This is a genomic window from Streptomyces sp. NPDC048436 (assembly GCF_043200355.1).
Lineage (GTDB): Bacteria > Actinomycetota > Actinomycetes > Streptomycetales > Streptomycetaceae > Streptomyces.
The window spans coordinates 38,757-53,767 of record NZ_JBICXP010000014.1 but is presented as its reverse complement, the minus strand read 5'-3'; the positions used below and the strand labels follow the sequence as shown (position 1 = coordinate 53,767).

Sequence of the window (15,011 nt, the reverse complement as noted above, 5' to 3'; positions counted from 1 at the left end):
CGGTGTCGGGGCCGGCTCGTGCGCAGCTATTGACGTAGCCGCTGAGCATTGTCACATTCATCAGTGTCAAGTTACGGGCGCGTACTGCGATGGACCGGACACGGACGGACGGTGGCATGAGCTCAGCAGTGGCAAGCGAACTCTCCGCGGAACTGCGGGGGTTCAGGGAAGTACAGACCCTCGCGTATGAATGCGCGGAGGCGGTCGCGGCGCAGCTCAAGCCGGGAGTGACCGAGCGCGAGGCGGCGCGGATGCAGCGGGAGTGGCTGCGGGAGAGGGGCGTGCGGGACTGGTTCCACCTGCCCTTCGCCTGGTTCGGGGACCGCACGGCGTTCGTGAACTTCCGGATACCACTGCAGTTCTTCCCCACCAACCGCAGGCTGGAGCCGGGGATGCCGTTCATCCTCGACATGGCCCCGGTCTACAAGGGCTACACCGCGGACATCGGTTATTCGGGCTGCCTGGGTCTCAATCCCGTGCACGACAAGCTGCTCTCCGATCTGGAGGCGCACCGCGAGCTGCTCCTGCGCGAGGTGCGTGAGGGCCGCACGCTGCGCGAGATCTATGAGGACGTGGACCGGCTCATGGTCCGCCAGGGCTATGCCAACCGCCACCGGGCGTATCCCTTCGGCGTCATCGCGCACAAGATCGACCGGGTCAAGGAGCGCCGGCGGTCGCCACATGTCTTCGGGTTCGGCACCCAGTCCCTGAAGGGATTGGCCAGCGACGCGATCCATGGCCACCGGGACGGCTGGTCGCCGCTGTGGTCGCCGTACAAATTCTCGGACCACCCGCCCCGGAAGGGGCTGTGGGCGGTCGAACCGCACCTCGGATTCCGGGGTACGGGCGCGAAGTTCGAGGAGATCCTGGTCGTCACCGACTCCAAGGATCCCGAGCAGAGCGCGTTCTGGCTGGATGACGATCTGCCGCATGTGCGGCGCTGGGCTGAGGAGAGGGCCGCCGCATGAGCACGGGAGACATCACCGGGGGAATCAAGGACGCCCGTGAGCGCTGGGTGCGTACGGGCGGAGTGGAGCTGTGTGTCGCCGAGCTCGGTGACCCCACGCAGCCCACCGTGCTGCTCGTGCACGGCTATCCGGACTCCAAAGAGGTGTGGTCGGAGGTGGCCGTGCGCCTCGCCGACCGCTTCCACGTCGTGCTCTACGACGTGCGTGGCCACGGCAGGTCGACGGCTCCGCAGCCGCTGCGCGGCGGCTTCACGCTGGAGAAGCTGACCGATGACTTCATGGCCGTCGCCGACGCGGTGAGCCCGGACAAGCCGGTGCATCTGGTCGGGCACGACTGGGGTTCGGTGCAGGCCTGGGAGTTCGTCACGGTCAAGCGCACCGAGGGGCGCATCGCGTCCTTCACTTCGATGTCGGGGCCATCGCTCGATCACTTCGGGCACTGGATCAAGAAGCGGATGACCCGGCCCACTCCGCGCAAGGTCGGTCAGCTGCTCGGCCAGGGAGCCAAGTCCTGGTACGTGTACATGCTGCACACGCCGGTCCTCCCCGAACTCGCCTGGCGCGGACCGCTCGGCAAGCGCTGGCCGAAGATCCTGGAACGCGTGGAGAAGGTGCCGTCGGGCGACTATCCGACGGCCTCGCTCCCCTCGGACGCCGCGCACGGAGCGTGGCTCTACCGGGACAACGTCCGCGCGCGGTTGCGCAGGCCCCGCGCGGACGCCTACGCGCACGCGCCGGTGCAGCTCATCACGCCGTCCGGCGACATCTTCCTGTCGGAGCGGCTCTATGACGAGCTGGAGATGTGGGCGCCGCAGCTGGTGCGCCGCAGCCTCCCGGCCAAGCACTGGGTGCCGAGGACTCGGCCCGACCAACTGGCCGCCTGGATCACCGAGTTCGTCAGCACCCATGAGGACGGTATGTCCGCCAACGCCCGTGTGGCCACGGGAAAGCACGCCGATCGCTTCGGGGGCCAGCTGGTCCTGGTCACGGGCGCGGGCAGTGGCATCGGCCGGGCCACCGCCTTCGCGTTCGCCGAGGCGGGCGCGCGCGTCGTGGCCGTGGACCGGGACGCGGAGAGCGCTGCGCGCACGGCGGAGATGTCCCGTCTGATCGGCTCCCCCGAGGCCTGGGGTGAGACGGTCGACGTCAGCGACGAGCAGGCCATGGAGAAGCTCGCCGAGAAGGTCGCCAGGGAGTACGGAGTCGTCGACGTCCTGGTGAACAACGCGGGGATAGGCTTCTCCGGGTCCTTCCTCGACACGAGCGCCGAGGACTGGAAGAAGGTCCTCGACGTCAATCTGTGGGGCGTGATCCACGGCTGCCGGCTCTTCGGCAAGCAGATGGCCGAGCGCGGCCAGGGCGGCCACATCGTCAACACCGCGTCGGCGGCGGCGTATCAGCCCTCCAAGGCCCTGCCCGCCTACAGCACCTCCAAGGCGGCGGTCCTGATGCTCAGCGAATGTCTGCGCGCCGAGCTCGCGGGCAAGGGCATCGGTGTCTCGGCGATATGCCCGGGCTTCGTGAACACGAACATCACGTCGACCGCGCGCTTCGCCGGAGTCGACGCCGAAGAGGAGAAGCGCCGCCAGAAGAAGACGGCGCGCCTCTACGGCCTGCGGAACTATCCGCCGGAGAAGGTCGCCGACGCGATCCTGCGCGCGGTCGTCAAGAACCAGGCGGTGGTCCCCGTCACTCCGGAGGCACGCGGCGCGCACCTCATGTCCCGCTTCACGCCCAAGGCCCTGCGTGCGATAGCCCGATTGGAGCCGCCGCTGTGAGCACGGAGAAGAGCACCGGCACGAACGCCGACACGAACGCTGAGACGAACACCGAGGAGCACTACACGATCGTTCCGCGCCGGGTCTCGTTCGACTGGGAAGAGACCCCGCTGCACTGGATACCGGACGAGCCGACCGCCACCCACGTCATCAACGTGCTGCATCTGCTGCTCCCGGCGGGGGAGCGGTGGTTCGTGAAGGTCTTCAAGGAAGGCCTGCCCCTGGTCACCGATCCGGTGCTGCTCAAGGACGTCAAGGGGTTCATGGGCCAGGAGGCCACGCACAGCGTGCAGCACGCGCATGTGCTCGACCACCTGGCGGCGCAGCGGCTCGACACCGCCGCGTTCACGAAGTACGTCGACTTCCTCTTCGAGAAACTCCTCGGTGAGAAACCGCCCCTGGGGGCTCCGATACCGACACAGGAGTGGCTGCGCTTCCGCCTCGGGGTCGTCGCGGCGATCGAGCAGTTCACGGCGGTCCTGGGGAACTGGGTGCTGCACGCCGATGGCCTGGACCACGCGGACGCCGACGCGGTCATGCTCGACCTGCTGCGCTGGCACGGCGCGGAGGAGGTCGAGCACCGCTCGGTCGCCTTCGACATGTACCAGCACTGCGGCGGCGAGGGCCTGCCGCGCTATGCCCGCCGCATCGCGGGCATGACGGTCACGGCCCCCGTGATGCTGTACCTGTGGGTCTGGGGCACCGCCTATCTGATGCGCCGGGACCCGCAGTTGGCGGGGCGCCTTCGCTACTCCCTGGCCGAGCACAACAAGGCGGTCAGGAAGGGCCTGCTGCCGACGTGGCGGGAGCTCGGTACGGCCATACCCCGCTACCTGCGGCGGTCGTACCATCCCTCGCAGGAAGGCTCGCTGCGCAAGGCCGTCGAGTATCTGGCCGAGTCACCCGCGGCACGGGCCGCGGCGGCCGCGATCGGCAGGGCGGCCATCGCCTAGCACGAGGTTTTACGGAGGGGCGGGGAGCGTGGACGAGCAGTCGGGCGCGGAACAGAGGCCGGCGGAGCACCCCGGTGCCGAGCAACGGCCGGTGGAGTTCCACGGCGCCGAGCACAGACCGGCGGAGTACCGCATCGAGGATCTGGCGCATCACAGCGGCGCCACGGTCCGTACGATCCGCGCCTACCAGGACCGCGGGCTGCTCCCCCGGCCCGAGCGGCGCGGCCGGTCCAATGTGTACGGCGACGCCCACCTGGCGCGGTTGAGTCAGATAGCCGACCTGCTCGACCGGGGCTACACCCTGGCCTCCATCAAGGAGCTTCTCGAGGCCTGGGACGCGGGCCGTGGTCTAGGTGGCGTCCTGGGGCTCGCGGCCGAGGTCGACGGCCCGTGGACGGATGAGAAGGCCGACCGGATGACCCGGGCGGAGCTGGACGCGGCGTTCGGCGGTGAGCCGGACGAGGCGGCGGTCGCCGACGCGATCGCGCTCGGCGTGCTCGAACCCGTGCCGGGGCAGGAGGGGGAGTTTCTCGTTCCGAGCCCTCAAGAGCTGGCTGTGGCCGTCGAGTTGCACGCTGCGGGCGTTCCTCTGTCCGCTATCTCGGGCCATCTCAGGGAGTTGAGGGGACAGGTTGAGCACATAGCCTCCCGTTTCCTGGAGTTCACGACCGAGCACGTATTCGCTCGCTATCTCGGCCACCTCCCGCCGAGCGAGGCGGACGCCGCGGAAGCCGCCGCGCTCGTCCGGCGCCTGCGGCCGCTGGCCCAGCAATCCGTCGACGCCGAACTGGCGCGCGCCATGCGCCTGTTTGCCACGCGTCACCTCCAGCACCACCTCGCCTCTGGGCGACTCACCGAACGTACGAATGAGGCCCTGCCCGTGTCCCTGCCCGCTTCGACAATGCAAGCCGTGGAGAGGCTGGTTGGCTCCGAGCATGCGGCGGCGTTCATCGCGGCGGCCACGGAACGGGAGGTCCAGGCAAGGACATTGGACTCACTTGCCGCAAACCAGGGCAATATTCCATCAGTTGAGCAAAAGGCCTAAATAGGCGACTCGTTGTCCACAGGATCGTCAATTCCCCTGTGGATAACTGGACTTGGCTGTGGATCAAACCTGTGCGCCAAAAGTCATGGATGAAGACTCGGTGGACGAAAATGAAGTGCGGGGAGAACGGTTCGGCGCGAGGCTGAATGGATGAATAGAGAACCCCCCTCCGACGAGCGACGCACCGTGAAGGTGTCGAAATACCTCTCCAAGCACCTGCGCCATCAGCCCGAAAGGATCGGGCTCACGCTCGACGAGAGCGGCTGGGTGGAGATCGACACCCTCATCGCCGCGGCGACGGCACACGGTTTCCGTTTCACCCGTGCCGAGTTGGAGCACGTGGTGGCCGCCAACGACAAACAGCGCTTCGCCGTCGAGGACGGCCGGATCCGGGCCAGCCAGGGCCACTCCGTCGACGTCGACCTCAAACTGCCTCCGGCGACCCCGCCCGCGTATCTCTTCCACGGCACGGTGGCCCGCAGCGTCGCCGCGATCCGTGCCGAGGGCCTACGTCCCATGAACCGCCACGCCGTGCACCTCTCGCCCGACCGCGAGACCGCCACCCGGGTCGGGGCCCGCCGCGGGCGACCCGTCGTGCTCTCCGTGGACACCGGCGCGATGCACCGCGACGGGCACGTCTTCCAGGTCAGCGCCAACGGTGTCTGGCTCACCGCAGCCGTACCCCCGGGCTACCTCCGCTTCCCGGACCCGCACTGACCGCGCTTACCGCACTGTCCGCACTGACCGCACTCCATGCGGGCATACGCTCTGATACATGAGTTTGCGTTTGAGCACCGTGATCCTGCCCGTCCGCCGCTGGCACGAGGGCGGCAAGGAGCGCTGGCAGCGGGCCGAGGAGCTCGGTTTCCACACCGCGTACACCTATGACCACCTCTCCTGGCGGACCTTCCGTGACGGGCCCTGGTTCGGTGCGGTGCCGACCCTGACCGCCGCCGCGGCCGTCACCGACCGGATGCGCCTCGGCACGCTCGTCACCTCGCCGAACTTCCGGCACCCGGTGACGCTCGCCAAGGACCTGATCACGCTGGACGACGTGTCCGACGGACGGATCACCCTCGGTATCGGCGCGGGCGGCAACGGCTTCGACGCCACCGCGCTGCTCCGCACCGGCGAGGAGCCCTGGACCCCGCGCGAGCGGGCCGACCGCTTCGGCGAGTTCCTGCCGCTGCTCGACCGCCTGCTGACCGAAGACGTCGTGTCGTACGAGGGCGATCACTACTCGGCGTCCGAGGTACGCAACATCCCCGGCTGCGTGCAGCGCCCCCGGCTGCCCTTCGCGGTCGCCGCCACCGGGCCGCGCGGCCTGAAGCTCGCCGCCCGGCACGGGCAGGCGTGGGTGACGACGGGCGACCCGAAGCTCTTCGAGAACGGCACCCCGGAGCAGTCACTTCAAGCCATCCGCGGACAGGCCGACAAGCTCGCCGCGGCCTGCGACGCCATCGGCCGCGACGTCGCCGAGCTCGACAAGATCCTCCTCACCGGGTTCACCCCGGAGCGCCCCCTCGACTCCTTCGACGCCTTCGTGGACTTCGCCGGCAACCACGCTGAGCTGGGCTTCAACGAGATCGTCCTGCACTGGCCGCTTCCGGGGACGGACTTCGCAGCCGACGAGAAGGTCTTCGAGCGGATCGCCACGGAGAGTCTCGGGCAGCTGGGAGGCGGCACAACGGGGGCGTAAAGGCACTCAGATGTGCGCCCCAGCGCACGCCCGTGCAGCCAGATGCGGGACAATCGATGGCGTGACCTCAGCTACCCCACGGCCCAGGACCCCGGCCGCCCCCGCCCCCCACCGGCCCATGGCCCGGCTGATCGCCACGGACCTGGACGGCACCCTGCTGCGTGACGACAAGTCCGTGTCCGAACGCACCGTCGCCGCGCTCGCCGCCGCCGAGGAGGCCGGGATCGAAGTGTTCTTCGTGACCGGCCGCCCGGCCCGCTGGATGGACGTCGTCAGCGACCACGTCCACGGGCACGGCCTCGCCATCTGCGGCAACGGCGCCGCAGTCGTCGACCTGCACGACGGCTCCGGCGGCCATCGCTTCGTCAAGGTGCGGGAGCTGCGGCGTGAGGACGCGCTCGACGTCGTCCAGGTCCTGCGCGCGGCGGCGCCCGGCACGTCCTTCGCGGTCGAGCGGACCGGGGGGCTGCACCACGAACCGACGTATCCGCCGCTGCACTTGGAGCCCGGGGAGAGCGTCGCCCCGGCGGAGAAGCTCCTCGCGTACGACGCGTACGACGCGAGCCAGCCCATCCTGAAGGTCCTCGCCTACCACCCCGAACTCACGCCCGACGACTTCCTCGTCGTGGCCCGCGCGGCCGTGCGCGGCCGGGTCGAGATCACCCGCTCAAGCCCGAGCGCCCTGCTGGAGATCAGCGGCCCGGGTGTATCCAAGGCCAGCACCCTGGAGCTGTGCTGCGCCGAGCGCGGCATCACGCCCGAGGAGGTCGTCGCCTTCGGGGACATGCCCAACGACATCGAGATGCTGACCTGGGCGGGCACGTCGTACGCGATGGGCAACGCGCACCCGGACGTGATCGCCGCCGCGTCGGGGCGCACGGTCGCCAACAACGAGGACGGCGTCGCGGTCGTCATCGAGCGGATCCTGAGCGAGCAGCGGGGCGGCTGAAGCCGCTGCCGGACCCCCGCGCTGCCGCTACAGCCCTACCCCCCGCTCGGCCAGCCACTTCTCCGGATCCACCGCGGACCCCAGATACGGCGTGAGCCGCACCTCTAAGTGAAGGTGCGGCCCCGTCGAGTTGCCGGTCGTGCCCGCCTGCCCGACCCACTGCCCGGCGCGTACCCGCTCCCCCTGGTCGACCGCCGCGGCGGCCAAATGTGCGTACTGCGTGTAGTAGCCGTTCTTGTGCGCCACCACGACCTCGATGCCGAAGCCGCCTCCGCACGACACGCTCTCCACCCGGCCGTCGCCGACCGCCCGCACCGGAGCCCCGATGCCGACCGCGAAGTCCTGCCCTGTGTGCCGATGCGTCCAGCGCGCACCGGCGCTGTCGAAGCCCGCCGACAGTTCGTACGTCTCCACGGGCGTCGTCCACGCGCGCGTGGAGGCCGTTTCCGGCTGATCCAGGCGTACGGCTCCCCTGCACCGACCCGCCGCCACCGAACGGTCGGCCTCGCTCTGCAGGGTCCACTGCGCCGACGCCAGCTTGCTCTCGATTCCGCGCTTCAGCTTCGCGAGGCGCGCGCTGCGCCGGTCGAGGGTGCGCTTGGCGCGGTCCGCGGTGCGCTTTGCGGTCGAGAGCCTGGCGGCGGCGCGCTGGCTCTTGTCGACGGCGTTGGTGACGGCGAGATCCGCCTGCCCCATCAGCCGCTGACCGCGCATCAACTCTTCCGGGCTGTCGGCGAGCAGCAGCTGGGCGGTCTGGGGGAGGCCGCCGCCGGTGCGGTACTGGGCGCGGGCCATGCGACCGAGGTCGTCGTGCAGAACGTCGACCACGTGGCGTTGCTTCGTAAGGAGTCGGTCCAGTTTCCGGACCTTCGCCCGTTGCGCCTTGGCGGCGCGCCGCCCCGCTTCGTAGCGCACGGTCGCCGCGGACGCCTCCTCGTAGAGGCGCACCACCTCACCACTGGCGTCCGGCCCTTCGGAGGCCCCGGCGTGCGTGGGGCTAAGGAGCGCGCACAAGAGTGCCGTCACAGCTACGAGCGGGTGGGTACCGCGGTGGCTCAGGCGCATGTCAAGGATCGTTTCGCTGCCCCCGTCACCGGGTCCTGCGCGACTGGTACACCTGGGGCAGGCGGTGCCCCGAACGGCGCACTCCTGTACGTCCGAACAGGGCCCCCGGGGAGGAGGGTTCGATAACGCCCCTCCCGGAGAGGCCATTTTCAGTAAGGCGCCTGCCACACCACCGTCGTGCCGCCGCCGTCATCCCCGATCCCCGGGCCGTACCAACTGTCCCCGCCGAGCGACTCCGCACGCCTCTTGAGGTTCTTCAGGCCGCTGCGCCGGCCGCCCTCCGCGATGCCGACCCCGTCGTCCGAGACCGTCAGGCGCACGCCTCGATGCCCGTCGGGAAGGGTCACCGTGGCGTCGACGACGACATCGATGCGGTCGGCCCCCGCGTGCCGGAACGCGTTGGACAGTGCCTCGCGCAGTGCCGCGATGAGGTTCTTGCCGGAGAGCTCGCCGACCACCGTGTCGACGGGGCCCACGAAGTGGTGCGAGGGCTTGAAGCCGAGCGGTACGGCAGCCATGTTGATCTCGCGCAGGACACGCGTACGCAACCCTGAAGGCGCCTCGGCCGGGCCCTGCTGCAAGGCGAAGATCGCCGTACGGATCTCCTGGATCGTCACGTCCAACTCGTCGACGGCCTTGCCCACACCGGTCTGCACCTCGGGCACGACGGACCTGCGCTGGGCGCTCTCCAGCATCATCCCGGTGGCGAACAGGCGCTGGATGACGAGGTCGTGCAGGTCCCGGGCGATCCGGTCGCGGTCCTCGTACACCGCGAGCCGTTCGCGGTCGCGCTGCGCCTCGGCCATCATCAGCGCGAGCGCGGCCTGCGAGGCGAACTGGGTGGCGAGGGTCCGCTCGGTCTCGCTGAACGGCCGGGCGCCACGCGCGCGTGGCGTGACGAGGGTCCCCATGACGCGGCCGTCGCTCTGCAGCGGCAGCATCATGACGGGGCCGTAGTCCCGGGCGAGGTCGGTCATGATGCGCGGATCCGTGGCCGCGTCCTCCAGGAACACGGCGTCTCCGGCGAGCAGATCGGCGACGATCCGGCTCTCCGGGGGGACGATGACGCCCAGCGCCCCGGTGGGTTGCTCCGAGGAGACGGCCACGATCTCCATGCCGCCCTCCTCGTCGGGCAGAAGCACGATCCCTGCGGCCGAGTCGGCGAGATGGCGGGCCTGCTCGGCGACGACGGCGAGCGCCTCCTCCGTGTCGCTTCCCGAGAGCAGTGCCGTGGTGACCGCCACGGAGCCGTCGATCCAGCGCTCGCGCTGCATGGCGGCTTCGTAGAGACGGGCGTTGCCGATGGCGATGCCCGCCTCCGTCGCGAGGACACGGACCATGTGCACGTCGTAGTCGTTGAAGTCGGCGCCGTTGCGCTTCTCGGTGAGATAGAGGTTGCCGAAGATCTCACCCTGTACGCGGATAGGGACGCCCAGGAAGGTCCGCATCGGCGGATGGTGGGCCGGGAAGCCGCACGAGCGCGGGTCGGTGGCGAGGTCCGCGAGGCGCAGGGTCTCCGGCTGGTGGATGAGGGCGCCGAGCAGACCCTTGTGCCCGTCCGGCAGCCGCCCGATCCGCTCGGCCGCCTCCTCGCCGATGCCGACGTAGACGAAGTCGGAGAGCCCCTTTCCGTCTTCGGAGACAACGCCGATCGCCGCGTAGTGGGCGTCCGCGAGCTCGGCCGCCGTCTCACAGATGCGGTCCAGCGTGGCGTGCAGTTCGAGCCCGGCGCCGACGGAGCGCATCGCTTCGAGCAGCTGCGGCACGCGCGCGGTCAGCTCGGGGGAGAGTCCTTGGAGGCCGCGAGTGGCCTTCTTCGCCGCCTCGATCGGGCCCGGTGTGCCGTCGGGTTGCGGTGAGGCGGCGGAGGCCGATGGGGCTGACATGCCTTGAGAGTAGTTAGTCCTATTTAGCGAGGAAAGTCGGAGCTCTGGACGAGCCTGGGGCCAGGCCCCCCCCACAGACTCAACCCGCCGCCACCAGCAGGTCCGCCGCCCGCTCCCGTTCCAGCATGCGCCGCAGCGGTCCTTCCACCGCCACCAGGTCCGCGTACGCACCGCGCTGTACCACCTGCCCCGCGTCCAGGACGATCACCTCGTCCACCGCGTCGAGCCCGGCGAGCCGGTGCGTGATGAGCAGCGTCGTACGCCCCTCGGTTGCGGCAAGGAGGTCGTCGGTGAGGGCGTCGGCGGTCGGCAGGTCCAGGTGTTCGGCAGGCTCGTCGAGGACGAGGACGGGGAAGTCGGCGAGCAGCGCGCGGGCCAGGGCGATGCGCTGCCGCTGCCCTCCGGAGAGCCGTGCCCCGTGCTCGCCGACGAGGGTGTCGAGCCCGGCGGGCAGCGAGTCGGTCCACTCCTGGAGCCGGGCCCGCGCGAGGGCGCCGCGCAGTTCGTCGTCACTGGCGCCCTTCCGCGCGAGGAGGAGGTTCTCGCGGACGGAGCTGTCGAAGATGTGCGCGTCCTGGGCGCAGAGCCCGACGAGTTCGCGCACCGTGTCGCCGTCCAGCGTGGCCGCGTCCGTACCGCCCAAGGTGTACGTTCCTTCGCTCGTCCCCAGGAACCGCAGCAGCACCTGGGCGAGCGTCGTCTTGCCGGAGCCCGATGGTCCGACCACCGCGATGCGCCGTCCGCGCTCCAGGGTCAGGCCGACGCCCGCGAGCGCGTCCCGGTCCTGTCCTTCGTACCGGGCGTGCAGGCCCTCGACACGGAGCGGGAAGGGCGTCTGCGGGCGCTGTGCGGGGGCGGCGGGCTCGGGGACGGGTTCGGGGGCGTCGAGGACCTCGTAGACGCGCTCAGCGCTCTTCCTGACGCGCTGGCGGTACTGCACGGCGAGCGGCAGCCCGAGGACCGCCTCGAAGGCGGCGAGCGGGGTGAGGACCACGACGGCGAGGGCGACGCCGCTGAGGCGGCCGTCGTGCAGTGCCTGTACGCCGACGAGTGCGGCGGCGGCGACCGTGAGACCGGAGGCGAGCGCGCCGAGTCCGTCGCCGAGCGCGGTGGCCGTGGCGGTCCTGGACGCGATCCGGGTCAGCTCGGCGTCGGCTTCCTTCGCCTTGGCCATGCGCCGGTTCAGCGCGCCGGCGACCGTCAACTCGGCGGTGCCGCTGAGCAGATCGGCCACGCGGGTGGCGAGCACCCCGCGCGCGGGGGCCAGCTTTCGCTCGGCTCGGCGGGCGACGGCTCCGGAGAGCAGCGGTACGCCGACTCCGGCGAGGAGCAGGCCGACGGCGAGGACCGCGCCCGCTTCGGGCAGCAGCCAGGCGGTGAAGCCGACGGCTCCGGCGCCCACGACTGCGGCGGCCGACGCGGGCAGGAGCCAGCGCAGCCAGTAGTCCTGGAGGGCGTCCACGTCGGCGACCAGGCGGGAGAGCAGGTCGCCGCGGCGGGTCTTCCTGAGCCCGGCGGGGGCGAGGCGCTCCAGGCGCCGGTAGACGGCCACGCGGGTGTCGGCCAGCATCCGCAGGACGGCGTCGTGCGAGACGAGGCGCTCGGCGTAGCGGAAGACGGCGCGGCCCAGGCCGAAGGCGCGGGTCGCCGTCACGGCGATCATCAGGTACATCACCGGCGGCTGCTCCGACGCCCGGCTGATCAGCCACCCGGAGGTGGCCATCAGCCCTACGGAGCTGCCGATGGCGAGGCTGCCCAGAAGCAGCGCGAGCGCGAGCTTGCCCTTGCGGGCTTGAGCGGCATGCCGCACCCGGGCAAGGACCCTCCTCTTCGGGCGGAGGCTCTCCCACACGTCCACCGGGGCACCCGGCGCCTCCGGGTTGCCCGAAAACGCGTCGCCCGCCGCCCTGCTGTCCGGCACCGCCCGCGGGAGGGCCGCGTCAGCTGAGGCACCAGACGCACCAGACGTCTCCAGCCGCACCACCCGATCCGCGACGCCCAGCAGAGCCGGCCGGTGGACGACCAGCAGTACCGTCCGCCCCACCGCCAACCGCCGTACCGCCTCGACGACCCCCGCCTCGGTCTCCCCGTCCAGAGCCGCGGTCGGCTCGTCAAGCAGCACCACAGGCCGATCGGCCAGGAACGCCCGGGCCAGCGCGAGCCGTTGCCGCTGCCCGGCCGACAGCCCCGCTCCGTCCTCCCCGAGCAGCGTCTCCACACCGCCCGGCAGCGCGGAGACGAACTCCCATGCCCCTGCCGCCCGCAACGCGTCCCGCAGGGCAATATCGTCCGCGTCCGGCCGCGCGAGCCGCACGTTCTCCGCGATGGACCCGGCGTACAGATGCGGCCTCTGCGGCACCCAGGCGATCCGCTCCCGCCACCGCTCAGGCGAGACCTCGGCCAGGTCGACGCCCTCGACACACACCCGTCCCTCGGCAGGCTCGACGAACCCGAGCACCGCGTCCAGCAGCGTCGACTTGCCCACGCCGCTCGGCCCGACGATCGCCACCGTCTCGCCCCGCCCCACCGTGAACGACACCCCGGAGACCGCGTCGGAGGCCCGCCCCGGATACCGCACCGTCACGCCCTCCACGCTCAGCGCGCCCTCCGGCACCGGCCCCGTCCCGGCGGCGCGCGCCGGAGTCTCCAGGACCTCGAAGATCTCCTCGGCTGCGGAGAGCCCCTCGGCCGCCGCGTGGTACTGCGCACCGACCTGCCGCAGCGGCAGATACGCCTCCGGGGCGAGGATCAGAATCACGAGCCCCACGTACAGATCCATGTCCCCATGGACGAGCCGCATCCCGATCGTCACCGCGACCAGCGCCACCGACAGCGTCGCGAGCAGCTCAAGCGCGAACGACGACAGGAAGGCGATGCGCAGCGTCCGCATCGTCGCCTGCCGGTACTCGCCGGTGATCTGCCGGATCGACTCGGCCTGCGCCTTCGCGCGCCCGAACACCTTCAGCGTCGGCAGGCCCGCCACCACGTCGAGGAAGTGACCCGACAGCCGGGAGAGAAGCCGCCACTGACGGTCCATCCGGTTCTGCGTCGCCATGCCGATCAGGATCATGAAGACCGGGATCAACGGCAGCGTCACGACGATGATCGCCGCCGACACCCAGTCCTCCGTGACGATCCTCGCGAGCACCGCCACGGGCACCACCACCGCGAGCCCGAGCTGCGGCAGATAGCGCGAGAAGTAGTCGTCGAGCGCGTCCACGCCCCGCGTGGCCAGCGAGACCAGCGAACCGGTCCGCTGCCCGCTCAACCACCCGGGCCCCAGCGCACCCGCCCGCTCGAGCAGCCGCCCCCGCAGCTCCGACTTCACCGCCGCGCTCGCCCGGTGCGCGGCGAGCTCGGTCAGCCAGGAGACCAGGGCCCGCCCCGCCGCGATCACCGCGAGCAGGACGAGCGGGGTCCCCAGGTCACCGAGGGAGAGGTCCTTCTGGAAGGCGCCCACCACGATCTCGGCGATGAGCATCGCCTGGCCGACGACAAGACCCGCCCCGGCGACACCAAGGACCACCACCGCGACCAGGAAGAACCGGGTGGCACGGGCGTACCGGAGCAGACGCGGGTCGATTGGTTTCACGTGAAACACACCCTCCGAGGGACCGGAAGAAGACTGCGGAAAAACTCAGGGCCAAAGGACTCAAGCACTCAGTGCGCCGCATCCGCGATGTGCTGCGTCCCGATCCGCTTGCGGAACACCCAGTAGGTCCACGACTGGTAGAGCAGCACGACCGGAGTCGCGATCCCCGCACACCAGGTCATGATCTTCAGGGTGTACGGACTCGACGAGGCGTTGGTGACCGTAAGGCTCCACTCCTCGTTCAGCGACGACGGCATGACGTTCGGGAAGAGCGTCAGGAAGAGCATGGCGAACGCCGCGGCGATCGTGATGCCCGACAGCGCGAACGACCAGCCCTCGCGGCCCCTCTTGATCGCCCCAATCGCGCCGATCAGCGCGACGACGGCCACGACCATCGCGACCAGGCTCTTGCCGTCGCCGTTGTCCGCCTGCGTCCAGAGCAGGAACCCGAGCGACAGGACAGCGGTCACCAGGCCGAGCACGAGCGCCAGCTTCCGCGCCCGCACCCGGATGTCCCCCACCGTCTTGAGCGAGGCGAACACCGCGCCGTGGAAGGTGAAGAGCGTCAGGGTGACCAGGCCGCCCAGGATCGCGTACGGGTTCAGCAGATCCCCGAAGCTGCCCACGAACTCCTTGTGGGCGTCGATCTTCACGCCCCGCGTGATGTTGGCGAAGGCGACACCCCACATCACCGCCGGGATCAGCGACGTCCAGAAGATCGCCTGCTCCCAGTTGCGCTGCCACTTCTCCTCGGGCCGCTTCGCCCGGTACTCGAAGGCGACACCCCGCACGATCAGGCAGAGCAGGATGACCAGGAGCGGCAGATAGAACCCGGAGAAGAGCGTCGCGTACCACTCCGGGAAGGCCGCGAAGGTCGCGCCGCCGGCCGTGAGCAGCCACACCTCGTTGCCGTCCCAGACGGGACCGATGGTGTTGATCAGCACCCGCTTCTCGGTCCGGTCACGGGCGAGCAGCTTGGTGAGGACACCGATCCCGAAGTCGAACCCCTCCAGGAAGAAGTAGCCGATCCACAGGACGGCGATCAGCACGAACCAGACGTCGTGAAGTTCCATGTC

11 protein-coding genes are annotated in these 15,011 nt (G+C 70.4%); 7 read left to right on the top strand and 4 right to left on the bottom strand.

Translation table 11 applies throughout. The annotated features are described in order from the left end of the window. The first annotated feature begins 116 nt into the window (after positions 1–116). The 7 genes from ACGFX9_RS33775 to ACGFX9_RS33745 all read left to right on the top strand — a co-directional run bounded on the left by ACGFX9_RS33775 (position 117) and on the right by ACGFX9_RS33745 (position 7,392). Entirely contained in the window at positions 117–968 is an 852-nt protein-coding gene (locus ACGFX9_RS33775; RefSeq protein ID WP_393482081.1) for a M24 family metallopeptidase, read from the top strand. Continuing rightward, positions 965–2,746 carry an SDR family oxidoreductase gene (locus ACGFX9_RS33770; protein WP_393482078.1) on the top strand — a complete coding sequence of 594 codons (1,782 nt, stop codon included), beginning with the start codon at positions 965–967 and terminating at the stop codon, positions 2,744–2,746. The genes ACGFX9_RS33775 and ACGFX9_RS33770 overlap by 4 nt, the downstream gene beginning before the upstream one ends. After that, positions 2,743–3,699: a metal-dependent hydrolase gene (locus ACGFX9_RS33765; protein WP_393482075.1), complete on the top strand. Its 957-nt coding sequence runs from the start codon at positions 2,743–2,745 to the stop codon at positions 3,697–3,699. The genes ACGFX9_RS33770 and ACGFX9_RS33765 overlap by 4 nt, the downstream gene beginning before the upstream one ends. Positions 3,700–3,790: 91 nt before the next feature. Further along, complete coding sequence (locus tag ACGFX9_RS33760) at positions 3,791–4,744, top strand: MerR family transcriptional regulator (protein ID WP_393482503.1); 954 nt, start codon at positions 3,791–3,793, stop codon at positions 4,742–4,744. 150 nt (positions 4,745–4,894) lie between these two features. Further along, on the top strand, positions 4,895–5,461 hold the full coding sequence (locus tag ACGFX9_RS33755) for an RNA 2'-phosphotransferase (RefSeq protein ID WP_393482073.1): 567 nt from the start codon (positions 4,895–4,897) through the stop codon (positions 5,459–5,461). 58 nt (positions 5,462–5,519) lie between these two features. Next, on the top strand, positions 5,520–6,443 hold the full coding sequence (locus ACGFX9_RS33750) for an LLM class flavin-dependent oxidoreductase (RefSeq protein ID WP_393482070.1): 924 nt from the start codon (positions 5,520–5,522) through the stop codon (positions 6,441–6,443). A gap of 61 nt (positions 6,444–6,504) precedes the next feature. Further along, positions 6,505–7,392, top strand: coding sequence for a Cof-type HAD-IIB family hydrolase (locus tag ACGFX9_RS33745; RefSeq protein WP_393482067.1), 888 nt, complete (start codon positions 6,505–6,507; stop codon positions 7,390–7,392). A gap of 27 nt (positions 7,393–7,419) precedes the next feature. Here ACGFX9_RS33745 and ACGFX9_RS33740 read toward each other — a convergent pair whose 3' ends face one another. The 4 genes from ACGFX9_RS33740 to cydB form a co-directional block, all read right to left on the bottom strand. Then, a complete protein-coding gene (locus tag ACGFX9_RS33740) occupies positions 7,420–8,457 on the bottom strand; it encodes a M23 family metallopeptidase (protein WP_393482064.1) in 1,038 nt (345 codons plus the stop codon). Between the two features lie 149 nt (positions 8,458–8,606). After that, positions 8,607–10,343, bottom strand: coding sequence for a GAF domain-containing protein (locus tag ACGFX9_RS33735; RefSeq protein WP_393482061.1), 1,737 nt, complete (start codon positions 10,341–10,343; stop codon positions 8,607–8,609). Positions 10,344–10,422: 79 nt separating this feature from the next. Beyond that, complete coding sequence (gene cydD, locus ACGFX9_RS33730; protein ID WP_393482058.1) at positions 10,423–13,935, bottom strand: thiol reductant ABC exporter subunit CydD; 3,513 nt, start codon at positions 13,933–13,935, stop codon at positions 10,423–10,425. A 68-nt stretch (positions 13,936–14,003) separates the two neighbouring features. Next, positions 14,004–15,008 (bottom strand): cytochrome d ubiquinol oxidase subunit II, encoded by a 1,005-nt coding sequence (cydB, locus tag ACGFX9_RS33725; protein ID WP_393482055.1) that lies wholly within the window; start codon positions 15,006–15,008, stop codon positions 14,004–14,006. Positions 15,009–15,011 lie beyond the last annotated feature (3 nt).